This is a genomic window from Petrotoga sibirica DSM 13575, from assembly GCF_002924625.1.
In the GTDB taxonomy this organism is placed as follows: domain Bacteria; phylum Thermotogota; class Thermotogae; order Petrotogales; family Petrotogaceae; genus Petrotoga; species Petrotoga sibirica.
The window spans coordinates 48,139-73,905 of record NZ_JAHC01000008.1; the positions used below are offsets into that span (position 1 = coordinate 48,139).

Annotated in this window: 19 protein-coding genes, 2 tRNA genes, 3 pseudogenes and 1 other annotated feature; of the genes and pseudogenes, 7 read left to right on the forward strand and 17 right to left on the reverse strand. The window is 33.9% G+C overall.

The genetic code is table 11. The annotated features are described in order from the left end of the window. Positions 1-39 precede the first annotated feature (39 nt). The 12 genes and pseudogenes from AA80_RS02255 to AA80_RS02305 form a co-directional block, all read right to left on the reverse strand. A pseudogene (locus tag AA80_RS02255) lies at positions 40-3,771 on the reverse strand (DNA-directed RNA polymerase subunit beta'); the annotation flags it as partial. 786 nt (positions 3,772-4,557) lie between these two features. Then, positions 4,558-4,971, reverse strand: a pseudogene (locus tag AA80_RS10435) (hypothetical protein); the annotation flags it as partial. Between the two features lie 73 nt (positions 4,972-5,044). Continuing rightward, positions 5,045-8,608: a DNA-directed RNA polymerase subunit beta gene (gene rpoB, locus AA80_RS02260; protein ID WP_103876220.1), complete on the reverse strand. Its 3,564-nt coding sequence runs from the start codon at positions 8,606-8,608 to the stop codon at positions 5,045-5,047. Between the two features lie 149 nt (positions 8,609-8,757). Further along, entirely contained in the window at positions 8,758-9,144 is a 387-nt protein-coding gene (gene rplL, locus AA80_RS02265; RefSeq protein ID WP_103876221.1) for a 50S ribosomal protein L7/L12, read from the reverse strand. A gap of 18 nt (positions 9,145-9,162) precedes the next feature. After that, complete coding sequence (gene rplJ / locus AA80_RS02270) at positions 9,163-9,699, reverse strand: 50S ribosomal protein L10 (protein ID WP_103876222.1); 537 nt, start codon at positions 9,697-9,699, stop codon at positions 9,163-9,165. A gap of 12 nt (positions 9,700-9,711) precedes the next feature. Then, positions 9,712-9,849, reverse strand: a sequence feature (ribosomal protein L10 leader region). A gap of 23 nt (positions 9,850-9,872) precedes the next feature. Further along, positions 9,873-10,583 carry a 50S ribosomal protein L1 gene (gene rplA / locus AA80_RS02275; protein ID WP_103876223.1) on the reverse strand — a complete coding sequence of 237 codons (711 nt, stop codon included), beginning with the start codon at positions 10,581-10,583 and terminating at the stop codon, positions 9,873-9,875. A 17-nt stretch (positions 10,584-10,600) separates the two neighbouring features. Continuing rightward, entirely contained in the window at positions 10,601-11,026 is a 426-nt protein-coding gene (gene rplK / locus AA80_RS02280; protein WP_103876224.1) for a 50S ribosomal protein L11, read from the reverse strand. 51 nt (positions 11,027-11,077) lie between these two features. Continuing rightward, complete coding sequence (locus tag AA80_RS02285; protein WP_103876225.1) at positions 11,078-12,142, reverse strand: transcription termination/antitermination NusG family protein; 1,065 nt, start codon at positions 12,140-12,142, stop codon at positions 11,078-11,080. 58 nt (positions 12,143-12,200) lie between these two features. After that, on the reverse strand, positions 12,201-12,419 hold the full coding sequence (gene secE / locus AA80_RS02290) for a preprotein translocase subunit SecE (RefSeq protein ID WP_103876226.1): 219 nt from the start codon (positions 12,417-12,419) through the stop codon (positions 12,201-12,203). Positions 12,420-12,453: 34 nt separating this feature from the next. Further along, positions 12,454-12,618: a 50S ribosomal protein L33 gene (rpmG, locus tag AA80_RS02295; RefSeq protein ID WP_103876227.1), complete on the reverse strand. Its 165-nt coding sequence runs from the start codon at positions 12,616-12,618 to the stop codon at positions 12,454-12,456. A 38-nt stretch (positions 12,619-12,656) separates the two neighbouring features. Further along, positions 12,657-12,743: transfer RNA gene (locus AA80_RS02300), tRNA-Tyr, on the reverse strand. Positions 12,744-12,766: 23 nt separating this feature from the next. Then, positions 12,767-12,842: transfer RNA gene (locus AA80_RS02305), tRNA-Thr, on the reverse strand. A gap of 301 nt (positions 12,843-13,143) precedes the next feature. On the opposite strand from AA80_RS02305, the gene AA80_RS02310 reads away from it, so the two are divergent. The 7 genes from AA80_RS02310 (at position 13,144) to AA80_RS02340 (ending at position 23,359) form a co-directional block, all read left to right on the forward strand. Continuing rightward, complete coding sequence (locus AA80_RS02310; RefSeq protein WP_103876228.1) at positions 13,144-15,636, forward strand: ATP-dependent Clp protease ATP-binding subunit; 2,493 nt, start codon at positions 13,144-13,146, stop codon at positions 15,634-15,636. After that, on the forward strand, positions 15,633-16,979 hold the full coding sequence (gene radA / locus AA80_RS02315; RefSeq protein ID WP_103876229.1) for a DNA repair protein RadA: 1,347 nt from the start codon (positions 15,633-15,635) through the stop codon (positions 16,977-16,979). The genes AA80_RS02310 and radA overlap by 4 nt, the downstream gene beginning before the upstream one ends. Positions 16,980-16,983: 4 nt before the next feature. Beyond that, complete coding sequence (gene disA, locus AA80_RS02320) at positions 16,984-18,093, forward strand: DNA integrity scanning diadenylate cyclase DisA (protein ID WP_103876230.1); 1,110 nt, start codon at positions 16,984-16,986, stop codon at positions 18,091-18,093. Positions 18,094-18,159: 66 nt separating this feature from the next. After that, entirely contained in the window at positions 18,160-18,612 is a 453-nt protein-coding gene (smpB, locus tag AA80_RS02325) for an SsrA-binding protein SmpB (RefSeq protein ID WP_103876231.1), read from the forward strand. Then, positions 18,569-19,531 carry an ABC transporter ATP-binding protein gene (locus tag AA80_RS02330; protein WP_233186789.1) on the forward strand — a complete coding sequence of 321 codons (963 nt, stop codon included), beginning with the start codon at positions 18,569-18,571 and terminating at the stop codon, positions 19,529-19,531. The genes smpB and AA80_RS02330 overlap by 44 nt, the downstream gene beginning before the upstream one ends. A 16-nt stretch (positions 19,532-19,547) precedes the next feature. Continuing rightward, complete coding sequence (abc-f, locus tag AA80_RS02335; protein ID WP_342351796.1) at positions 19,548-21,377, forward strand: ribosomal protection-like ABC-F family protein; 1,830 nt, start codon at positions 19,548-19,550, stop codon at positions 21,375-21,377. A 2-nt stretch (positions 21,378-21,379) separates the two neighbouring features. Continuing rightward, on the forward strand, positions 21,380-23,359 hold the full coding sequence (locus AA80_RS02340; RefSeq protein WP_103876233.1) for a glycoside hydrolase family 13 protein: 1,980 nt from the start codon (positions 21,380-21,382) through the stop codon (positions 23,357-23,359). Between the two features lie 30 nt (positions 23,360-23,389). On the opposite strand, the gene AA80_RS02345 is transcribed toward AA80_RS02340, so the two are convergent. From AA80_RS02345 to AA80_RS02365, 5 genes and pseudogenes are all read right to left on the reverse strand, one after another. Beyond that, positions 23,390-23,872: a MogA/MoaB family molybdenum cofactor biosynthesis protein gene (locus tag AA80_RS02345; protein ID WP_103876234.1), complete on the reverse strand. Its 483-nt coding sequence runs from the start codon at positions 23,870-23,872 to the stop codon at positions 23,390-23,392. A gap of 11 nt (positions 23,873-23,883) precedes the next feature. After that, the gene (locus AA80_RS02350) at positions 23,884-24,333 is read right to left on the reverse strand and encodes an MOSC domain-containing protein (protein WP_199177819.1); all 450 of its coding nucleotides are present in this window, start codon (positions 24,331-24,333) and stop codon (positions 23,884-23,886) included. Next, positions 24,311-24,643: pseudogene (gene moaC / locus AA80_RS02355) on the reverse strand (cyclic pyranopterin monophosphate synthase MoaC); the annotation flags it as partial. The gene AA80_RS02350 and the pseudogene moaC, both read right to left, overlap by 23 nt. A gap of 158 nt (positions 24,644-24,801) precedes the next feature. Continuing rightward, positions 24,802-25,362 carry a HesA/MoeB/ThiF family protein gene (locus AA80_RS02360; protein ID WP_166667786.1) on the reverse strand — a complete coding sequence of 187 codons (561 nt, stop codon included), beginning with the start codon at positions 25,360-25,362 and terminating at the stop codon, positions 24,802-24,804. Beyond that, a complete protein-coding gene (locus AA80_RS02365) occupies positions 25,338-25,745 on the reverse strand; it encodes a MoaD family protein (RefSeq protein ID WP_243830542.1) in 408 nt (135 codons plus the stop codon). The genes AA80_RS02360 and AA80_RS02365 overlap by 25 nt, the downstream gene beginning before the upstream one ends. Between the last annotated feature and the right edge of the window lie 22 nt (positions 25,746-25,767).

Sequence of the window (25,767 nt, forward strand, 5' to 3'; positions counted from 1 at the left end):
AAAAACAGTACCGGTTATTTTTATTGAGCCATTTTTATTTTACCCAACAGATTTTTCTTGTGCAACTTCAGCTTCTTTTTCAGGTTGAACAACTTCGTAGTTTTGTTCTGCGTACAATTTCAACCCTGTTCCTGCTGGAATAGGTTGTCCTACTATTACATTTTCTTTTAATCCTTTCAATTTATCTACTTTACCTTCTATAGCTGCCTCTGTTAGTATTTGTACAGTTTGCTGGAATGAAGCCGCAGAAAGCCATCCTTCTTTTTCTAAAGAAGCCTTCGTGATTCTTAACAACCTACGTTCATATTTTATCGTATCTTTAGGATTTATAAGATATTTTTTGGATGTACCTACTAGATGAGCTTTCCCATCTTCGGTTGTGATTTCTTTATATTCTTCGTATACTTCAACCTCTTTAATGTTTGTTTCGATAATTTGGTTTAAAATTTCTTCGGTGATTTCTGTTCCCTGTTCATAGATCTTATCTTCTTCCTCTTCTTCATCTTCGGAAGGGATTATAACCCTCTTTGCCAACTTTTTACCGATAACTAATTCTCTATTTTCACTGATATAGGAGTTTTCTTCCAATATTTCCTCGTTAATTTTCTGCACTTTACCATAACTGACTAAATCTCCGGGCATGAAATCGGTATCTCCACCGTCTATTATTTCCACCTTGTTGATCATCTGTCTAATTATTATCTCAAAGTGTTTATCATGGATGTCCACACCTTGCTCAGCATATATTTTCTTTATTTCACTGAGCAAATAACTTGCCAAAGCGCTTACTCCCAAATCTTTGAGTATTTTTCTGGGTCTTATATTTCCCGTCGTTAACCTTTGACCGGGTAATACTTTATCTCCTACTTCTACAACTGCTTTCGTCCTATAGTCAGCCTCATAACTTTCTAATTCACCATCTGAATTTTCTATTATTATCTTTAATCTTTTTCCTCTTTTGTTCTCAATATCTCTCTCGATAGCTCTTACTATACCTTTTATCGTTGAGAATTCACCTTCAGGCCCTTTGGTCTTTTTTCTTGCTTCAAACAATTCTTCAGCTCTTGGAAGACCTTGGGTTATATCCGAAGTGGTAGCTATACCTCCCGTATGGAAAGTCCTCATAGTTAGCTGCGTACCAGGTTCACCTATAGATTGTGCAGCAATTATTCCTACAGCTTCTCCTATATTGACTAATTTGTAGTTTGAAAGGTCTATCCCATAACATTTTGCACAAATTCCATTTTCAGACTCACATGTAAGAGGAGATCTAATGAAAATATATGGTCTAACAGCAACCTTTTTTATTCCGTGTTTTTCTAGAACTTTGGAAACTTTTAAGTCAATTTTTTCTTGATATTTAAGTAAAGTCACAGTTTTTCCATCAACTTCGACTTTAAGATCTTCCCCAGCGTAAACGTAATCTACTGCATTATATTCTTTCACATTCAGAGATTGTATACCGTGCAGGAGTGCTTCTTCTATGGCTTCTTCTGTAACTTCTTCACCTTTTCTGATTAATACCTTACCTTCTATTTGTACATCTTGTAATGATTCTAAGTATGAATCCTTTAACATATCTTCAATTTTTATCGTTTTTTCCTTCGATACAGGAATTTCTTTTACATAATTTGCCAAGAATTGGGCGTCTTTTTCTTTTAAGATTATCCCTTTTTCATATTTTTTATCTGATTGAGGATTATAAATTATTTCCTTTGTTTCAGGATCCAAAACATCTTTAGCCAAAACTCTACCAAATAAGAAGTCTGATAAGTTCTCAATTTTTGAATCGTCGGCCCAAAGTTCTCTTGCTTCAATACCTTTGTCTGTCCCACAATCATCTTCTGTGATTGTCATACTTTGCGCAACGTCTACGAGTCTTCTAGTTAAGTAACCAGCTGTTGATGTCCTTAAAGCTGTATCAGCTGATCCTTTTCTCGAACCGTGTGTTGAGGTGAAAAATTCTAATTCTGATAATCCGTTTTTAAAGTTTGAAGTGATAGGAACTTCAATTATTTTACCGGATGGATCAGCCATCAATCCTCTCATACCGGCTAATTGTTTCAATTGATCTATGTTACCTCTGGCTCCTGATTCAATCATCATCCAAATTGGATTGAAGGTGTATTTTCGATATGTTTTCGCTGTTTCTAATGTAACTTTGGCAGTAGCGTTTTCCCAAATTTTAATTATTTCCTTGTACCTTTCATTATCCGTAAGATAACCTTCTTCATAAAGTGATTCGATTTTGAGAACTTCGTTCTTAGATTCTTCTATAAGTTCTTCCCTTTTCGGAGAAACTAATACATCACGAATAGATATCGTTAATCCGGATAATGTTGCATAATGAAAACCAAAATCTTTAATACTATCTAAAAGATCCGCAGTTCTATCTATTCCATGTTTTTCAAAAGTGTTAAATATCAACTCTTTTAGGCTTTTTTTATCCATTTTTTGTGAATAATTCCTTAAATCTTCTGGTACTTCTTCGTTAAAAATTATTTTTCCGATAGTTGTTTTAAGGATACTACCGTCTTTATATCTAAACGCAATTGGTTCGTGAAGGGATAAATCAGATTTTTCCCATATCAATTCTCCATCTTGAAGATAAATATCAGAATCCACTATTTTTTTGTACTCGTAAGCATATGTGGCTTCTAAATCTTCAGAGAATATGTGTCTAACATATCCATTCTCTCCAAATTCAGAAACCTTAGTAGGTACCTTAAGATTTTCGAATTCCTCATCTTTATGTAAGGTTAAATAATATGCACCTGCAATTATATCTTTTCCAGGCATAGACAAAGGTTTACCGTTAGCCGGTGAGATAATATTATACCTTGATAACATTAAAAACTTTGACTCCGCTTGGGCTATACTAGAAAGGGGAATGTGTACAGCCATTTGATCACCGTCAAAATCTGCATTAAACGGAGGGCAAACCAACGGATGTAACCTTATCGCATCACCTTCTATTAGTTTTGGAATGAAGGCTTGAATTGATATTCTGTGTAAGGTAGGCGCTCTATTTAAGAGAACAGGATGCCCTTTTATAACCTCTTCTAAAACTTCCCAGGCTTCAGGCATTTCTTTTTCTATTATAGTTTTCTTGAATTTTCTGGCACTTTTACTTGCCACATTTGAATCTTTCAACAATTCGGCTAGAACAAAAGGTTTAAACAGTTCTAAAGCCATCTTTTTTGGTAATCCACATTCATGTATCTTAAGATCAGGTCCGACTGCGATTACAGCTCTACCAGAGTAGTCAACCCTCTTACCCAAAAGGTTTCTTCTAAATCTACCTTTTTTACCTTTCAATAAATCTGTTAGTGATCTTAAAGGTCTTCTATTTCTATCGGTCATTGGTTTACCAACACGTCCATTATAGAAAAGTGAATCCACAGCTTGTTGAAGTATCCTTTTTTCATTCCTTACGATAATTTCCGGCGCTTCCATTTCTAAAAGCTTTTTTAAACGATTGTTCCTATTTATTACCTTTCTATATAAGTCATTTAAATCGGTCGCAGCAAACCTTCCACCATCAATTTGTATCAAAGGCCTTAGATCTGGTGGTATAACGGGTATGATATTTGAAATTACCCATTCAGGTTGATTACCAGATTTGATAAAATCCTTAACTAGTTTCAATCTTCTCAATATTTTTACGCTTTTTTGACTTTTCCGATCCAATTTTTCTAATTCGGATTCTAATCGTGCTTTTAATACTTCAAGATCGATCTTTCTCAACAATTTTTGAATGGCTTCTGCACCATAACCATTTTCAAATTCTTCGTATCTGTTTATTTGAAATATCTTTTCTGTCCCATCTTCTTCCTTTGCAACTAAATCTTTTACCCCAAATTCTTGAAGCTCGTTTAACACATCTTGAGTAATCTTTGTGCCTCTTTCAAATTTCTTTTTGGGAAACTCAATTTCTGAAACCAATTCCTTGCCAATTACTCTTTCTCTTTCTTCTTTAATCTTTGAATTTAGTATCTTCATTACTTCTTCGTAGGCTCTTGCTTCATCTTCTAGTAAGATATCACCTATTCTTTTACCTATCCTCTTTGCAAATCTTTTATCAATATCTGTGATAACTACAATCGGCGTATCACGCTCAATATCTCTTTCAACTTCTATGGAACCCGGATAGTACTCTAAGAACAAGGAATATTCCTTCTGGGTAAGATAATCCTCTTCAAACAAAAATCTATCTGCTAATGGTGTCCCTTTCTCAACTTTCTGTCCCTCTTCCACCATTATTGATGAGCCTTCAAATACGGGATACTTCCTTTCAACTCCCGTATCATCTCTGATTATTATCCAGTTCAATTCTCTTTCGGTGTGTGTTAATTCAGACTTTATTTCTACCGTTCCATCTATATCGGCTATGGGCATACCCTTAACTGAAACTATTTTTACAGCAGGTTCCACTCTTAAATCTAAATATTCAGAGAATATTTCATACTCCCTTTGATACAATATTTCTCCGGGTAGATATCCCAAATCTTCATTTTCAGGTCCGGGAAGCGTTAAATAAGCCCTTTCAATAACTCTTTTTGACCCATAATAAATGATATTTTCTAAATCTTTCACACCAATGTTTAGTATGATAGAAAGAATAGATGGGGAAGACTTTAAATACCAAATGTGAGAAATAGGTGTCGCCAACTCTATATGACCTATCTTTCTTCTCCTAGCTTCTTTGGATTCTACCTTTACTCCACATCTTTCACATACTGTTCCTTCATATTTTTTCCCCTTATACTTGCCACAAGCACATTCATAATCTTTTACCGGACCGAATATTTTTTCGCAGAATAAACCATCCTTTTCAGGTTTACCTGTTCTGTGATTTAAAGTTTCGGGTTTTTTAACTTCACCATTTGATGCTTCCAATATACTTTGAGGAGAAGCTATACCTATTTTTATTTTAGCAATTTTTCTTTGAAAGGAAGAAACGTTTGCCAATTGAAATCCCTCCTTGAGGGTATATTTTTATTATACTCACCGTCAACGTTGAAACTTAGATTCAAGTTATTAATTAGAGTCTATCAACATCTAACTCATTTCCATCTTCATCGTAAAGCTTAATATCTAACATCAAGCCTTGCAATTCTTTTATTAAAACTTTAAAACTTTCAGGAATCCCTGGTTCGGGAAGATTTTCTCCCTTTAATATCGCTTTGTAAACTTCATTCCTACCTTTAATATCATCGGATTTATAAGTTAACATTTCGTTTAGGGTGTGAGCAGCTCCATGAGCCTCTAGAGCCCATACCTCCATCTCTCCAAATCTTTGTCCACCAAAATGAGCTTTACCACCTAATGGTTGTTGGTGAATTAAAGAATATGGACCGGTTGATCTTGCATGAATTTTATCTTTTGCTATATGGGATAATTTTAACATATACATGGAACCTACCGCCACAGGAAAATCAAATGGCTCACCTGTTCTACCATCTCTAAGGACAATTTTACCGTTAGGATGATCGGGGTCATCGCCCAAATATAAATCCTGTTCTTTCCTTACTTTGCATAACTCATCCATGATTTCAGATTCAGTTGCGCCATCAAAAATAGGTGTGGCGTAGTAGTCGTTTGTTAACATCGAAAGCCACCCTAAATGAAGTTCCAAAACTTGACCAATATTCATCCTTGAAGGAACTCCCAAAGGTGAAAGTAACATTTGCAAAGGAGTACCATCTGGTAGAAATGGCATATCTTCTTTATTCAAAATGGTAGAAATAACGCCTTTGTTTCCATGCCTACCCGCTAATTTATCTCCAACTTGTAGTGTCTTTTTTGTTGCTATGAAAACTTTGACATATTTATTTACACCAATTTCCAAAGAAGGAATATCTTTCCGGTCAAAGATCTGAACGTCTATAACCCTTCCCTCTATTCCGTGAGGGACCGTTAAAGATGTATCTTTAATGTCTCTACCTTTATCACCGAATACTGATTTAATGAGTTTTTCTTCAGGAGTAGTGTCTGATTCCCCCCTAGGCGTCACTTTTCCTACGAGGATATCTCCAGAAGACACGTAAGAACCAATTTTAACTATCCCTTCTTCATCCAAATTCCTTAAAAGTTCTTTTTTTACATTTGGAATATCTGCAGTTATTTCTTCTGGCCCTAATTGAGTATCCATAGCTTTCGTTTCAAAAACTTCTATGTGTATCGATGTAAAAGTATCGTTTTCTAACAATTCTTGACTTACCACTATTGCGTCTTCAAAGTTGTATCCTTCCCATGGAAGAAACCCAACGAAAACATTGCGCCCAAGAGCCAACTCTCCCATATCCATGGACGGGCCATCAGCTATGGGTTCTCCTTTTTCTACTATATCTCCAACATTAACGATAGGAACTTGGTTTATACACGTGTCTTGATTCGATCTGACATATTTTAATAAAGCATATTCATCTTTCAAAGGTTCACCCTTTGAATCTTTTAAGATGTTATTCTCTTCATCCAATCTAGTGATTACGATTTTTCTTCCATCTACATAATCAACAATACCTTTATGTTTTGCCATAATCAAATAGCCTGAGTCTCTCGCTGCTAACCATTCTACTCCTGTACCAACAAAAGGAGCTTGAGGTCTAAGAAGAGGAACGGCCTGCCTTTGCATATTTGACCCCATTAAAGCTCTGTTCGCATCATCGTGTTCTAAAAATGGAATAAGAGCAGCTGATACAGAGGCGATCTGTTTTGGGGTGACTGATATATATTCAATCTCATCTTTATGGAACAAACTCACTTTTCCTAAATATCTAGCTTCAATGTACTCTTCTACTAAAGAACCATCTTCACCAATTTCTGCAGAAGCAGGGGCAATTCTATAAAGTTCTTCTTCGTCAGCACTCAAATATACTATATTGTTTAAATCTACTTTTGCATGCTTTACTCTGTAATAAGGAGTTTTCAAAAATCCAAACTCATCAACTTTAGCTAAAATTGCCATAGAAGTGATTAAACCAATATTCGCACCTTCAGGGGTCTCGATAGGACACATCCTCCCATAATGAGAATGGTGGACATCCCTTACTTCAAATTTAGCATGTTCTCTTTTTAAACCTCCAGGACCTATTGCTGATAGCCTTCTCTTATGAGTTAGCTCAGCTAAAGGATTCACTTGATCTAAGAATTGCGATAATTGACTAGATGCAAAGAATTGGTGAAAGGCAGTCATTATTGATCTGGAATTTATCAGGGATTGAGGACTTATTTTATCAATCGATTGAACACCAGCAACTTTTTCAGGAGCATGCTGAATCATTTTAGAAAAAGCTCTTTCAAATTCAATTTGCATTAGTTCTCCAACTGATCTCACTCTTTTGTTACCCAAGTGATCTCTTGTGTCAAGCCCTTCAACATTTTCTTTTAGATGCAACAAATACCTTGCAGCCAAGATAATGTCTAACTTGTCAACAGCAAACGTTTTAACAGGATATTTTATCTTATCTTCAATATCTTCAGAAATATCTTTTTTTTCAACCTCTCGGAGATAATCAATATAAGGTTTTCTCAATTTTACCTGAATTTTCTGTCTTCCAATCTGTGAAAAATCAAATTTATCAGGATTGAAGTACATATCTTCTATTTCTTCTTTAGCCTTTTGAGCTCTAGGAATTTCGGCGGGTTTTAATTTCGAAAAAATTTCTTTGTAAGCTTCCATAGAAGTTAAATTTTCTTCTTTTTCGTATCTTTTTTTCATCTTTTCCAGTGTTATTTCTGCAACTAAATGTGCTACTGTTACAGTCTTAATTTCATATTTTTTCAACAATTCCAAGACTTCATGTAATTTCATACCGTATATCGTTTTTCTTGGAGGATCCATATTATCTAATTCTTGGAACGATAAATCAGACAATACAGTACAATTACTATAATTAGACATATCAACTTCGTCTTCTAAATCGATTTCTTTTGGGAATAAACGTAATATATCCAAATCATTCTCGTATCCCAATGCCCTTAAAAAAAGAAAAAAATTGAATTTTCTTTTTCTGTCTATTCTTACTTGAAGAACCTCTTTACCTGGATTGGGGTTGTAAAGCAACTCCAACCAAGCACCTTTAATGGGTAAAAAATGGGCTATAAACATTTCTTTAGAGGTATCTGTCTCTTCTTCTTTTATAAAATACAACCCTGGTGATCTAACGAGTTGGTTAACTATTACCCTTTCTGCTCCATTAACAACAAATATACCTCTATCAGTCATATAAGGTATGTTACACAAAAATATGTCGTCTTTTTCTATAATTTCACCGGTTGCTGAATCAGTTATTCTAACTTTTAAATAAGCCTTTCCCGCATAAGTCAATCCTTTGTCCCTACTTTCACTCTCACTAAAAGAAGGGTCTTCAAACTTCACATCTACAAAATCAATCAAAAATTCTTTTTTTTTCTTTCCACTTGTTTTAACAGGTATCTTTATAGGCATATATCTTTTTACGCTTTCCATAATCTTGTTATTTAAAAAATCTTTGAAAGAGTCTTTTTGAATTTTTACTAAATCCTCGTAAATTTCTGAATTCTCAAGAACTTTACCAAAAAACTTTCTTTCTCTCTTCCCTACTTTTCTTACAACCGTATTCAAAGGAACCACCTCGGTATTTAGTCAAAATAAAATCGATTAAAAACAAGAGAAAAATCGCATTAGACAAAAAGTCCAATGCGAACACAATTATAACTTTTTTTCTTGAAGAAGAGGTTAAAAAAAGACTTCAACTTAATTTCGAATTCGACTTATTTTAGTTCTACTTCGGCTCCTGCTTCTTCAAGTTTTTTCTTTATTTCTTCTGCTTCTTCTTTTGGAGCACCTTCTTTTATTACTGCATCAGGAGTTCCAGCTTTTTCAACAAGATCTTTAGCTTCTTTAAGACCTAGATTTGTGATTTCTCTTACTACTTTTATTACGCCAATCTTTTTGTCTCCGAAACTTTTCAAAACAACATCAAAATCTGTTTTTTCTGCTTCCTGTTGCACTGGAGAAACGCCTGCTGCACCTGGTGCAGCTGCCATTACAGGGGCTGCTGCAGAAACTCCAAATTCATCTTCGAGCGCTTTTACTAATTCAGCTAGTTCTCCTACGGTCATGTTTTTAATTTCGTTTATAAGTTCCTCTTTTGTCATTTTCCTACACCTCCAAACTTATTTTTTTTCCTTAATAGCGTTAAACACGATTACTAATTTCCTCAAATTATCAGATAAAGCATTTACCAAACCAGAAATAGGATTATTAAGAGATCTAACAACAGTGGCGTAAAGTTCTTGCTTCGACGGTAGTTTTGCATACTCTTCAGCTTGAAGTGAATCAAAAATCTTTCCTTCCAAAACCCCACCTTTAATAAAAGGTTTATTATTGTGAGAATTGGAAAATTTCTTTACTGCTTTTAACACTTCAATGGGGTCTGCTCCCTCAGCTTGTATAACCCCCGTACTTCCTTCAAAAAATTTTTCAAATTCTTCCAATTTCTTATCTGCTAACTTAACAGCCATCTTTAATAAAGAAGTTCGATAGACGGTATAGACAACATCCTTTCCAAAGTTTTTATATAGCTCTAATCTGAACTCGTTAGTCTCTGTCACTGACATCCCGGTAAAATCAACAAACAAAATAGCAGGAGAGGACTCCAAGGCATGAATAAAGTTGTCTATTAAAAACTTTTTGCGTTCTTTAGTTAACAAAAGATAACACCTCCTTAAATAAAAAAACCGCAACGAGTAGCGGCTAAAAGAAACAAAACTTATTCCTTTTTCCGCGTACCTCGGTAGGTGAGATTTCACCTCTTTAACCAATTAAAGACCTACTTTCTTTGGCACGCCATCTATTATTTTAATTAGATTAAAATTCCTTAAAGTTAGGCAACGGATGTTAAAGATAATGTACTTAAATCGATATTGATCCCTGGTCCCATTGTTGCAGCGATCGCAGCTTTTCTAATAAATTTCCCCTTTGAATTTTCAGGTTTCATCTTCATTAATTGTTCAAGAGCAGAAATTAAATTTTCTTGTAAATCCATTTTATCGAAAGAAACCTTCCCTATAGGGATGTGTATGTTTCCTGTTCTGTCATTTCTAACTTCCACCTTACCAGCTTTAAACTCTTTAACCGCTTGCGCCACGTCATCGGTTACTGTTCCTGCTTTTGGAGAAGGCATAAGACCTCGTGGACCTAATACTTTACCAAGTCTTCCTATCTTTCTCATTACTTCAGGAGAAGCAATTGCTACATCAAAATCAGTCCAGCCTTCATTGTTTATTTTATCTATTAGGTCATCCGAACCAACAAAATCAGCACCTGCTTGCTTAGCCTGCTCGGCCTTTTCTCCTTCTGCAAAAACTAAAACTTTTACATTTTTACCCGTCCCTTTGGGCAAAGAAATCGTACCTCTAACGTTTTGATCTCCCTTTTTAGGATCTATTCCCAAAAGAATATGTAACTCCACCGTACCATCAAATTTTGTGTACGAAGTCTTTTTAACTAAATCCAAGGCTTCTTCAATACTGTAATTTTTCTTTTTGTCAACAAGTTTTGCCACTTCTCTATACTTTTTCCCATGTTTTGGCATATACCTCTCCTCCCTTCTTAATCTTCAATTTCTATTCCCATACTTCTAGCGGTTCCCGCAATAATCTTTGTTGCTGCATCTAAATCCTTAGCGTTCAGATCTTTCATCTTAATTTCAGCAATCTCACGAAGCTGTTTCCTCTTAATTTTGGCAACAACTTCTTTGCCTGGTTCCTTAGCAGCGGATTTAAGACCTGCGGCTTTTTTTACCAAAAAAGAAGCGGGAGGAGTTTTTACTATAAACGTAAAAGACCTATCTTCAAAAACAGATATTTCTACCGGCAACAATGTTCCTGCCTGATCCGCAGTTGCTGCGTTGAACTTCTTACAAAATTCCATCAAATTTACACCATATTGCCCCAGTGCTGGCCCTACAGGTGGAGCAGGTGTCGCTTTGCCGGCTTCCAATTGTAATTTTACAACCCTCAAAAGCTTTTTTGCCATAAACTCTTAACCTCCTTGTGGTAAATTGGGAAAATCCCTCCCACATTTTGTTTAATCAATGATCTTTTCAATTTCTCCTAAAGATAGTGTCACTGTAGTTTCACGTCCAAACATAGTTACTACAACTTGCACTTCTTGTTTTTCCAAATCATAATCTTTAATTTTACCTGTAAAATATTCAAAAGGACCATTTATAATCTTGACATGCTCTCCTACTTCGAAATCGGTTCTAATCTCTTTAACTTGCCTTTTTTGATAAGCTTCTTCACCCATTAATCTAAGAACAGCCCTTACCTCATTTTTATTCAATTTTACGGGCTTCCCACCTATGTTTAAAATAGTAGATACATAAGGTAAATTGTTAACCAATTCTTCAGTTTCTTTTGTATACATCGTTTCAACAAAAACATAACCTGGAAATAAATTTTTCTTTTTTGTTTTTATAATCTTTATCTCCTTGTGAAAAGGAGTCTCTCTAATATCGATCCTTCCCGAAAATTTTGCTTTGTACTCTTTAGGCTCACATAATTTATCGCCTATTTGTACTTTACTTCCCACTTTAAATTTCTCATGAATAAAGGTTTCTCGAGGCAATAAATAGATATCGTTTTCTTTCGATTCATTTTCAATAACTACTCTTTTAATTTTTTCAACAGAGACAATTTCTCCATCAACATCACTCTTATACTCAAGGTTTTTAGTAAATGGAGTCTCTGATCGTACTTTTTTTCCAGCCTTTAATCCGGCTAATAAACCAGCACTTTCTGGTATTAGAAAAGTCTTTGAATACTTTTTCCCTTCTGTCTCAACTAAGATTTTTCTGAAATTTTTTATATCTACCATCTTTCCCGTTGTTTTTGCAAATATTTCTGGCTCTCTTGCTAAAATATCTCCCTTCTTTACATCCTTACCTTTTTTAACAAATATCTGAGCTTCTTTTTCAATATAGATTTTCTGTACTCTTCTATTACTATAATTCAGTTCATCAACTTCAGGTATTATTATTTTTCCAAAATACTTTTCATACCCTAAATTCTTCATCCTCTCTTCGAGAGTTTCTTTGACTTTATTTTCCATTCCAGAATAAACTTGCAGGACATACCATTCTTTTCGCATCTTATATTATTCTCACCACGTCTCATTTAACAAATTTTATGTATCTCAAATCAAAAAATTATCTAGAAGGTACTCCACTTCCTCTTAAGAAAACAGGATAAACCAACCAAGAGAACAGTTGCAAAAGTCCAAAATCTATAGCAAAGAGATATACAGTAAAAATTGCTATAACAATCAACACAACCAATGTAGAATTCAACAACTCTTTTCTCGTAGGCCAATTGATTTTCTTTGCCTCTTGCCAAACGGAAGTTAAAAAAATCCAAAATTTAGACATTTCTAAACACTCCCATTATAAAAAGTATATACACTTAAATTTTTGCTTCCACATGAAGAGTATGTTTCCTACAATAAGGACAGTATTTTTTTAGTTCAATTTTTTCTTTGTAATTCCTATTTTTCTTTTTATAGTAATTTCTATTATTACATTCTGTACATTTCAAAGAAAACTTTATAATTTGAGTCTTAGCTGCCAATGTAATCACCTCTCTCTAAAATAAATTAAAATATAAAATGGTGGTGAGGGAAGGATTCGAACCTTCGAAGGCAGTCTGCCAGCGGATTTACAGTCCGCCCCCTTTGGCCACTCGGGCACCTCACCTTAAAATCAAAAAAAAGAAGCTGTGGAGCCGATGAAGGGACTTGAACCCCCAACCTGCTGATTACAAGTCAGCCGCTCTGCCAGTTGAGCTACATCGGCAACCAGTTATTTACCAACTGAAGTTGATTATATCAAACCAAAAAAACGTTGTCAATGGATTTTAAGTTAAAAATATATTAAATTGTACTTTAACATGATAGCCTCCCGTAATCAAAAAATACAATAACAAAGAATTTATCTTTACATATTTTGTTTTTAACAATATTAATGGTAAAATAATAACGAAATGAGAATATAAAAAACGGCATGTAATGATATTTCAATATAAAAAAAGATAGAGCGACGCGAACTTAGTGGTAGTTTCTGTTGCTTAGGTGTACGGTGAAGGAGGAGATTAGACATGTTTGATAATTTCACAGAAAGAGCCGCAAAAGTTTTTATTGAGGCTCAAAATGAAGCAAAACAGATGGGACATCCCTATGTTGGAACAGAACACATTTTATTGGGGCTGTTAAAAGTTGGAGGAGGTCATTTAGATACCGTATTTGAGGAATTTAATTTGTACTATAATTCTATTAAGATGGAAATAATAAATGTTGTTGGTACGAATTCCACACAGGGAATAATAGGTTCTCCACAACCAACTCCCAGAGCAAAAAGAATATTAGAGTTGGCATATGATGAATCTGAGCTTATGGGTTTCAATAAGATAGATGCCGAACATCTTCTTTTAGGTATCTGTAGAGAAGCAGAGGGGATAGCTTCTCATATATTGAAACGTTCCGGAATAAATCTAACTTTGATGAGAAAAGAATTAACAGATATGATGATAAAAGGCAGATCAACCGGAAAAATGGAGATTGCTAAAACCGAAGAGTTAGAGGAAAGAAAACGTCAAAAACAAAATGCACTTAAACAACTCGAAGAATATGGAACTGATTTAACCGCACAAGCCGAGAATCATAAATTGGATCCTATAATCGGAAGGGAAATAGAAATAAATCGAATAATGGAAATATTGGCAAGACGAAAAAAGAACAATCCTGTTTTGATAGGGGAGGCAGGTGTAGGAAAAAGCGCTATAGTCGAAGGTTTGGCTCAAAGAATTGTTGAAGGCCAAGTGCCAGAAATACTAAAAAATAAAAGTATTTTTTCCTTGGATATTACCTCGATAGTAGCGGGAACAAAATATCGTGGAGAATTTGAGAAACGAATGAAAAAATTGATGCAGATATTACAAAAGACTGAAGATATTATTCTTTTTATCGATGAATTGCATATGATTGTAGAGGCTGGTGCGGCTGAAGGTTCTTCCATGGACGCTGCCAATGTCTTAAAACCGGCTTTAGCAAATGGAGAAATTACGGTAATAGGCTCCACCACAGCGAATGAGTACAGAAAATTCATCGAAAAGGATTCTGCTCTTGAAAGACGATTCCAAAAGATATATGTAACTGAACCAACTATCGAAGAGACTATAAATATATTATCTGGAATCAAATTCAAATACGAGGAACATCACAAAGTCAAATATAACCAAGCTGCAATTCAATCAGCTGTTCAACTCTCGGTAAGGTATATTACAGATAGACACCTGCCAGATAAAGCAATAGATGTTATTGATGAAGCTGGAGCTAAAGCACGTTTAAGAGCTCTAACACTTCCACATAAACTAAAAATTCAGTCTGAAAAGATTGCAGATTTTGAAAGTAAAAGAAATGATTCCAATATTAAAGAAAACATTGAAGAAAAGATAAAAAACATGAAAGAAAAATACGAAGAAGAATACTCGAAATGGAGAACTGAAGCTGAAAATAGAATAATTCAAATAAATGAAGAGAATATAGCAGAAATAATATCCAATTGGACCGGTATTCCTTTAAGACAGCTACGTACAGAAGAGATGGAGAAATTATTGAATTTAGAAGCGGTATTACACGAGCGAGTAGTAGGGCAGAATGAAGCTATAAAATCAGTTGCAAAAGCTATAAGAAGGGCACGAAGTGGATTAAAAGATCCAAGAAGGCCCACAGGCGTATTTATGTTTTTAGGACCAACTGGTGTTGGAAAAACTGAACTAGCAAAAACTTTGGCAGCTTATCTCTTTGGAAACGAAACGCACTTAGTGAGAATTGATATGAGTGAATACATGGAAAAATTCAGCGTCTCAAGACTTGTGGGTGCCCCTCCAGGATATGTCGGTTACGACGAAGGTGGGCAATTGACTGAAATTGTAAGAAGAAGGCCTTATTCAGTAATTTTACTGGACGAAATTGAAAAAGCACATGTAGATGTATTCAATATTCTGTTGCAAATAATGGATGAAGGAAGATTGACAGATTCTCAAGGAAGAACGGTTGACTTTAGAAACACAATAATTATTATGACCTCTAACCTTGGTTCTGAACAGATTAACAAAACTAAAAGAAACTTGGGTTTTGTGGAAGAAGGCACGGTAGAAAGCGAATACAAAGATATCAAACAGGAAGTAATGTCTGCCGTGAAGAAAGCGTTCAAACCTGAATTTATAAACAGATTAGATGATGTTATTGTATTTCACCCGCTTACGAAAAATCAACTTAAAGATATTATATCCATTCAACTAAGCGACCTGAAAAGTAGATTAGAAGAAAGAAATCTTGTATTATCTGTTAAAGAAAGCACTATTGATTTCTTACTGGAAAAAGGATATGATGCTGTTTTTGGAGCAAGACCGTTAAAGAGAGCCATACAAAGGTATATCGAAGATCCTTTGTCTGAAGAGTTATTAAAAGGAAAATATGAAGAGGGAGACAAAATATTAGTAACTCATCAAAAAGGTAAAGAAAATCTTTCTTTCAGAAGAAGTCCGAAAAGCAAAAAAACAATTGAAAAGAAAGTGGTCAATAGTTGAGAAAATCTGAAAGACATTATGTATGTAGTAATTGTGGTTATGAATCGGATAAATGGTTCGCAAAATGTCCTATGTGTAATGAATTAGAGTCCGCGGTAGAATATAATACCGCGGATATTACTATTAATACTGGAAACCTTAAAGTTCCCGATATAGTCTTTCTTGATGAAGAGCTTCCTCCAGCAAAAAAAATCCCAACCAATTTTCTAGAAATTGATAATGTATTAAACGGTGGGCTGGTGGAAGGTGCTGTTTACTTGCTGAGTGGAGATCCTGGTATTGGAAAAAGCACCTTTTTGGCACAAATCGCAAAGTCTATCCAGGCAGCCGAAGGATTCATATTCTACGTTTCAGGTGAAGAGTCCACAGAACAAGTTATTCAAAGATTTAATCGGCTAGAAATAAAAAATAAAAATATAGGATTAATATTTGAAAATAATGTGGACGTTATACTTAATGCTATAGAAAAGTCTAACATGACACCTTCTGTTATTTTTATAGATTCTGTTCAGACCTTAAAAATAGACAGTATTGATTCTTCACCTGGTAGTATTCTCCAGGTTAGGGAAAGTACTAGAAAGATGGTGGAATACGCTAAGAAAAAGAATATTCCTATAGTCCTCGTGGGGCATGTAAACAAAGAAGGAGCTATTGCCGGTCCTAAGGTGTTAGAACATATGGTAGATTGTGTTCTTCAAATGGAATTGGAAGGCGGATCTGGACTAAGACTTTTGAAAGTAACCAAAAATCGTTATGGCCCTACAGACGAAGTTGTTTTATTTGAAATAACCCAAAAAGGTTTAAAACCAATTGATAATATAAATTCTTTTTTCTTGTCTGATTATTCAAATGAGTCAGGAAACACTTTAACCATAGTGAAAGTTGGTCAAAAATTGCTCCCTATAGAAATACAGGCTTTAGTAAGCAACCCGGTATATGGGTCCCCCAGAAGGGTTACTTCAGGTATTCCTTTAGATAGGCTTTTAATGATAATTGCAGTACTTTCCAAGAAATTGAAACTTCCTTTGGAAAGTAAAGATATATTTGTCAGCAGTGCAGGAGGACTAAGGATAAATGACAGTTCAATGGATGTTGCCATTGCTTTATCTTTAATCTCTTCTATATTCGATACTCCACTTTCTTCTTCGACAATAGCCTTTGGAGAAATAGGTTTAGATGGAAGAATAAGAGGTATTCCTCTTTTAGAAAAAAGATTGGAGCTTTCACAGAAAATTGGTTTTAATAATATAGTTATTCCAAAAAATCTTTCCCCTAGAAAAAATTCTATTTTAGTTGCAGAAAGTGTAAAAGATTTGATAAAATTGTTTAAAAAAGGGGGATGAAATTTTGAACGAAAAATTAGAAAGAATTTTTGAATTGTTGGCTCCGGGGAAGCCTATTAGAAAAGGTATAGACAGAATAATGGAAGCAAACTTGGGAGCTTTGTTGTTTTTTTGTTCACAACCTGAAAAGCATCTTAAAGAAGGACTAATACAGTTGGGTTTTAGACTTGATGCAGATTTTTTACCGGAAAAAATTTATGAACTCTCAAAAATGGATGGAGCTATTGTTTTAAATAGTGATGGAACTCAAATTCTTGCAGCGAACACACAACTTAATCCCGATAAAAACATCCCTAGTTCGGAAACCGGCATGAGACACAAAACTGCTGAAAAAGTGTCTATTCAAACGGGAGATTTAACAGTTGCCGTTTCTAAAAGAAGAAATATTGTTTCAGTGTATTATAATAAAATGAAATACGAACTTCTTCCTGAAAATGTTTTATTCGCTCGATTAAATCAAGAAATTACCATTGCTCAAAGATACAGACAAAGCTTTATGAACCTTCTAGACTATCTGAACATCGAAGAGACAAGGGGAAATGTAAGTCTCTCTGACGTTGTTGAGATACTTTCCAAAGGTTTATTAACGATAAAAATTGTACAAAGAGCTGAAAAATATTTATTAGAATTGGGAGAAATCGCTGGAAGTGCAAAATTAGAATACGAAGAAATCTTAAGGACAGTTCCGAAGTATGTTGGCGCTGTTATAATGGATTACAGTTCAGAAAACTTAAAGTATCAACGAGCCGAAGATGCCACAAGCATATTCAAAGAATTAGACTTTAACGACTTAGTAGATCCCTTCAAAATAGCAAGAACTTTAGGTTATATTGATGTTTCATCTGAAGATGATTTGGAAGAAACAGCTTTAACATCACGAGGTTATAGAATCCTTTATTCTACTAAGTTACCAACTTCTGCGGTAAAAAAAGTTGTGGAGAGCTTTAAAAACCTTCAAGAGTTAATGAACGCCACATTTGAAGAATTAACAGATATAAGCGGGATCGGCAAAAGAAGAGCGGAAATAATCTTAGGAACGTTGAATAAAAAGAAAAGAGAAAAGGAGGAATTAGAAGAGGAAACTGCACAAATAATAAGTAAAGAAAAGAAGTAATAATACTTTTTATAGTTTTTCAATTTAATATTGTAAAAAACATTATAATTTTAGAGGTGAAGAAATATAACAACTCTGGCAAGAAACAAAAAAGCTACTCACGATTATGAAATAATAGAAACCTTCGAATCAGGGATTTCTTTATTGGGTACAGAAGTAAAATCCAGCAAAGCAGGAAAAATCAATTTCAAAGATAGTTTCTGTAAAATAGAAAAAGGTGAATTGATTTTATACAACGTTCACATCAGCCCTTATTCAGGGGCATCTATATTTAATCATGATCCAGAAAGACCAAGGAAACTTTTACTTCATAAAAAAGAAATAAGGCGTTTGCAATCTAAAGTTAAACAGGAAGGTTTGACGATAATTCCTCTCGAATTCTATGTTAACAAGAAAGGGCTAATAAAAGTTAAAATCGCTTTGGCTAAAGGGTTAAAAAAATACGATAAGCGTGAAAAGATTGCAGAAAAAGAGTATGAAAGGAGAATTAGAAAACAACAAAAATATGAAAATATCTGAAAAAGTTCCACAAGCAATATCAATTAGGGGTTTAACAAAAAGGTTCGGGAAAACGGTTGCAGTTGATAATGTTGATTTAAAGATTAAAGAAGGAGAGATTTTTGGACTTATAGGTCCCAATGGTGCAGGCAAATCCACCATTATGAAGACTATTTCCACACTTTTAAACCCCTCACTAGGAAAGGTAGAAATACTTGGAAAAGATCTTTCGAAAAATAAGTCAAGCCTTAGAAAGGTGATCTCTTTAGTTTCTGATTATTCTGTATTGGAAAATGATTTAACTCCATATGAAAATCTGAAATTGTTTTCTTTAGCTTCAAATATAGAAGATAGTGATAAAAAAATTAACGAATTTTTACATAGTTTCGGCTTAGAAAAATATAAAAACAAATTAACCAAAAATCTCTCTTCTGGTAACAAACAGAAGTTGAATATTGCAAGGGCATTATTGAAATCCCCAAAGATACTTTTGTTGGATGAACCTACGAATGCCATAGATGTAGAATCCTCAAGGTTTATAAGGCGTTATATACTGAATGAAAACATCAAAAATGGAACTACAATAGTAATAACATCCCATTATCTGTGGGAAGTTGAACAATTAGCTACAAGTGTGGGAATAATTATAGATGGAAAAATTGTTATAAAAGATAATATAGAAAATATTTACAAAAGATTCGATTCGATAATTAACATTTACGAACTAACTTTTGATGAAAAAGACCATGAAAAAATATTAAACTATTTAAAAGATCTCTCTGATGTTTTAGCAATAAAACCCGTATCCAAAGAAAAATTAATCATTGATTCAAAAAATAGTTCATTTACATTGGATAATTTCAACGTCTCGATAAGAAAATTACGTCCAACTTTGGAAGACATATATTCTTATATAATATCCACCCCAAATCAACCATAGAAATCGAATACTTAAGGTGATAAGTTTGCTTTTAAGACTTGAAAATGTATCCCATAATTTTGGTGAATTTTACCTTTTTTACGATGTCGACTTGGTTATAAATCAGAATGATAGGATAGCTTTAATCGGTAAAAACGGTGCTGGAAAAACAACTTTATTGAATATCATTTCAGAAAATATTGAGCCTATCGAAGGACGGGTGCTCAAAAAAAATGATTTAACTATATCTCTTTTAAAGCAATATAGATTAGATTTAAATAAAACAGATCCTACTTTGTATGACTTTTTAAAAGAAAGCGTCTCAAAAATTACACCTGAGCACATAGTCGATAAGAACGTTAGGAGTTTGCTAGTGGGTCTTGGTTTCGAAGAAGACGAATGGAACAGAAATGTTTCTGGTTTAAGTGGTGGTGAATTAACTAGATTATCCCTCGGAAAAACCCTTTCTGAAAAAACCGATTTATTACTTCTTGATGAACCTACCAACCATCTAGATCTCTTTTCTATCGATTGGTTAATCAACTATCTGAAAAATTACAAAGGTGCCATGGTTATCGTATCCCACGACAGGACGTTTTTAAAACAGTTGTGTAACAAATATTGGGAAATAAACAATTCAAAGATTTGGGAATTCAGAGGAACCTATAAAGAGTACATCCAATCACGGAAAATATATATAAATTCAATGAATTCAAGAAAACAGAACCTACAGAAAGAGATCGAAAGACTCGAAAAAATGATAGAGCGTTATAGAAGTTGGGGAACAGAAAAAATGGTTAGACAGGCCGTAATCCGCGAAAGAAAATTAGAAGAGTTAAAAAATGAACTCCAAGAGATTCAAAACATAGAAGAAGAAAAAGGTATAACCATAAAAGTCCCGCAACCCACAAAAACTGGTTACAAGATAGTAGAGGTTAAAGATCTTTCTTTTTCCTACAACGAAGAACAAAAATTACTAGAAAACATCTCTTTTGAACTCTACGAAGATGATAAATTAGCTATATTAGGAAAAAATGGTTGTGGAAAGAGCACTTTACTAAAATTACTGATTGGTGAATTAGAAAATCATAAAGGAAGTGTTGAATGGGGGCACAATATCAAAATCGGATACTTAGATCAAGTTATATCTAATCTCTCTCAAGAATCTGATGTATTGAATGAAACGTGGGAATTGATAAAAGATTGGAAAGACTTCGAAGTAAGAAAGTATCTTGGGAGATTTGGATTCTATTCTAATGAAGTGTTCAAAAAAGTAAGTGAACTCTCTGGTGGAGAACTTACAAGGTTAGCAATCGCTAAAATTTTACTTGAGAAGCCAAACGTATTGATATTAGATGAGCCCACCAACCACTTGGATATTTTAACAATTGAAAGTATGGAGCAAGCACTTAAAGAGTACACAGGAGCCATCATCTTTGTCTCACATGACCAATCTTTTATCGAGAATATAGCCAACAAATTTCTTTTGATAGACAGAGGGAAATCCAAAATCGCCAATAATATTGAACCTCTTTTAGAAGAAATAAAAAACACCTCTTTCAAAATAAAAAAAGAAAAAAAAGTAAACAAAGAATACGTACAAAATAAAAAAGTTAAAAACAGAATAAAAACTTTAAATACTGAAATATCCCGAATCAGGACAGAATCCGAATTACTATTTGAAAAGTTAGATTCACTTGAAGCTAAACTTTTTGAGTATGGGGACGATTATAATAAGGTATTAGAATTAATTGAAGAAAAAAACAAATTAGAAAAGGAACTTACAAAACTACAAAAACTGGAAAGTAAATATGTAGAAGAATTAAACCAACATACTAAAATCTCAAATAATAATTTTGGAGGATAATCATGAAAGGCATATATTCAGATCAAACTAACGTTTATCTTTACCCAGAGGAACCGAGTATAGATGATGATGTAACGATTAAGCTCAGGATCCCAAAATATTTAGGTAAAAGCATTGGAAGTGTTATGTTTACTCCTGAAAAAAATTCAAAAAAGTATCAACACAAACCAATGCAAATATCAAAAGAAACTACTTACTTTTATTTTTTTGAAAGTACTTTCAAAATGCCAGATAGAATGGTTAGATACCATTTCGAAATAGATTTAATAGAAAAAGACAAAAAATTGTTCTATGACGCTATGGGTCTTGTGGAAAATCGTGCAATTCATGACTTTATACTCATTGCAGATTTTAAAACCCCAAAATGGTCCTATGGTTCTGTATATTATCAAATATTTGTTGACCGATTCAAAAATGGAGATGAAACAAACGATCCAGTATCTCACGAATACCATTACGATGGTCAAGAAGTTTTAAAAAAAGATTGGAACTCACTGCCCGATCCTAAAAATGGTCATAGAGAGTTTTATGGTGGAGATTTACAAGGTGTTTTAGAAAAGATTGATTATTTAAAAGAGTTAGGAGTGGAAACGGTTTACCTAAACCCTATCTTTGTTTCCCCAAGTCCACACAAATATGATACTCAAGATTACGAACACGTTGATCCCCATTTTGGTGTTATAGAAGAAGATTCAGAAGATCTAAACGAAAAGTACAAAGTTAGAACTACCTCTATCAAGAACCTTGAAAAAAGCGATGAAATTCTAAAAAGTCTTATTCAAAAAGCCCATGAAAAAAATATAAAAGTCATTTTAGATGGGGTTTTCAACCATTGCGGGTCTTTTCATAAATGGCTAGACGAAATGGACCTGTATGGTGAAGGAAGTCTACATAAAGAAGATTCTCCCTACAAAAGTTATTTTTACTGGAAAAACTCTCAAAAAGGTTATGAAGGATGGTGGGGTTTTCACACTCTTCCAAAATTGAATTATGGAAATATAAGTTTATGGAAATACATTGCAGATATCGGTAAAAAATGGGTAAGTGAACCTTTCAATGCAGACGGGTGGAGACTCGATGTTGCAGATGATTTGGGTAAATCTTTTGAAATGAACACAGCTTTTTGGAGATTCTTCTACAAGGTCGTAAAAAAATCAAACCCTGAATCGATAATATTTGCTGAAATTTATAAATCACCTCTCGCTTGGTTAGAAAGAAAATGCTGGGATTCTATAATGAATTATATAACCTGTATGGATCCTGTTAGTTATTTTCTTACGGGTATGGAAAAACACAACGAACATCATAAACCTGAGCTCTTAAAAAATTCTGAATATTTCGTTAACTCTGTGAGATGGGCTTTATCTCAATTACCCATGAATAGTAAATTTATAGCTTTAAACCAACTAAGCAACCATGATCATTCTAGATGGATGACAAGAACCACACAAAAAGTTGGGAGATTGGGACCAAAAACTCATGAAGAGGCTTCCATTGGAAAAGATTTAGATGTTTTCAAAATAGGATTAGTCACAATGTTTACTCTTCCTGGATCCCCAGGATTATTCTACGGTGATGAAATAGGAATGGAAGGTTGGACAGATCCAGATAATAGAAGACCTTACCCTTGGGGAAAAGAAAGTGAAGAAAATAAAATGTTATTTAATTTCACCAAAGAATTAATCAAAATATACAAAGATCATCCAGCTTTAAGAAAAGGTTCTTTTGATTTTCTTGATTGGGACGGTGGATACGTATCTTACGCCTCGTGGAATGAAAGTGAAAATATAGTCACCGTTATAAATAGAGAAGAAAAAGAGATCGATATTGAACTACCATTATGGTTACTCGATAAAAAAGAAGGCAAAATAGCTCTTTTATTCGCTACAAAAGATTTCATTTTAGACGATAATTCTTATAATGATGGCAAAAAACCTCTGAAAATCCCAGAAAAAATAGCCCTTGTATTTAAAATTAATTGATTCGCTTTAGTTATATATACGGCTTTTTTTCTAATGTTCTGTGATGTCGCCTTTCAAAATATTAATGCCATGAGGAATAAGAGCTTTAACAGCTTCAAAACATTCTTTAACCGCCTTAGTACTACCTGGAAAATTGATGATTAGAGTAAATTTTCTAATACCACAAACTCCTCTAGAAAGATATGCCATTGGGGCATTTACCCCCGTGGCATATCTGATTTTTTCTGGAATTCCCGGCACCTCTTTTTCAATAACGTTTTTCGTAGCTTCGGGTGTAACGTCTCTTAGAGCAAAACCCGTTCCTCCTGTTGTGAGTATTAAGTCTGCAATATTATTGTCCGCTATTTCTTTTAATTTTTGTTCTATTTCTTCTTTTTCATCTGGTATTATAAGGTAAAGAGTTTTAATCCAACCTTCTTCTTCAACCATCTTCATTAGTAATTCACCACTTTTGTCTTGCCTTAAACCCTTTGATCCTTTATCATTTACAGTTATTATTGCTACTTTAATCATTACTTTTCTCCCTACTCTGGTACAATTGTTAATTCATCACCGGGAACAACGATTCCACCTTCTAAAACTTTGGCGAAGATCCCCTCTGTGAGCATTATATTATCAGGATTGAATTCTCCTGCTTTCCCTATTTCGGTAATTTCGAGTAAGACACTCTCACCTACTCTAAATTTGGTTCCCACAGGATATTTATACAATTCTATCCCTTTTATGGTTATTTTCTGTGCGAAGTTGCAATACCCATCTTTTAAATTTAAATTCCTTTCTTTTACTATCTTTTCAAGGCTTTCTATACCCAACAAACTAACTTGTCTATGACTCCTTCCTGCATGATAATCACCCTCTACACCAAAGTTAGTTATATTGTTTATTTTATCTTGTTCTTTTTTGAGCATCTCTCTTTTTTCACATTTACAAACTTTGACAACTTTACCTTCTCTACTCATCGTTTTCTCTAACATAAGTTCCTCTTCTACCTCCCGTCTTTTTCATTAATTTTATATTTTTAATAACCATATCTTTATCCACGGCCTTACACATATCGTATACCGTTAAAGCTGCTATTGAAACACCAGTAAATGCTTCCATTTCAACCCCAGTTTTACCTGTTGTTCTCACCGTTGCGTAGATACCTAATGTTGTAGCATTTTCAAATTCAAATTTTATATCTATACCCTTTCTCAGCAAAGGGTGACACATTGGGATTAACTCAGCTGTTTTCTTAACACCCATTATTCCAGCCACTCTTGCGGTGTCTAAAAAGGATCCTTTATTTTAATTCTTATGTTAAAAAAAAGTCAATTCGATTTATTTGTAATTAGAAGCGTTTAGGGGCAATTATTTTCAATCAGAAGACAATTCCTTGTAAATGAGTGCTTTTTTGTTATCTTGAAGAACAATGAGTAATAAAAGAATGAAAGTTCTTATTTTCATTGAAGTTTAATTATTTCTATGGAATAATCCTTTAAATCCATTAGTAGTAATTTGTTGCCTAGTGTATCTTTTTTCCCAATTATTACTTTAATTGTCTCGATTACTTGAAGAGATGCCATAATCGATACCACAGGTGAGATAATAGAGATCTTTTCTTTTGTTTTGTCTACCTCTCCAAATATATCCTTTAAAGTCAAAGTTTTACCTGGTATTATGGTTGTTAATTGACCATACCATTGATTAACCCCTGCGTGTATATAAGGAATGTTGGATTCCCAAGCAAGTTTTTCAAGAATATATCTCGTTTCGAAATTATCAAGAGCGTCTAATATAACGTTCACATCTTTTGGTATTTTACTCTTTTTTGAAATTTTTTCTACCTTTGTTTCTATTATCGTTGGTAAGTTAAAAGATTCAAGAGTTTTTTTAGCTTGATCGACTTTGTATTCGCCGATGCTATCCATGCCATATAATACTTGACGGTTTAAATTAGAAAGCTCAACCTTATCATAATCCACCAAATATATTTTTTTTACACCAACCCTTTGTAACTCCAACGCCTGATGGGTTCCAAGACCTCCAGCTCCACAAATAAACAACAGCTTGTTTTAACTTTAGAGCCTCTTCTTCTGTGAACAACATTTTTTGTCTTTCCACGTAATCCATATCCTCCTCCAGAAGGTGGAAAAATTGTTATTTCATCTTTATTTTCTACCAACGTATCGAGTCCTTGTAAATGGCGAATATTTCTTCCATTTAATAATATAATCGTACCGCTTTTAAGTTCTCCATCTTTTAGTAGTTTTCTATTAAAATAATTAGCGAATTCTTGATCCAATAATTTTATTATTTCTTTAACGGATTTCGATCCTGATAATTGGTAATCGACTTCATCCTTTTTCAAGTCAAACTTTATAAGCGAAAAGAATTTTATTTTCAAATCTTTTCACCCCTTTCATTGT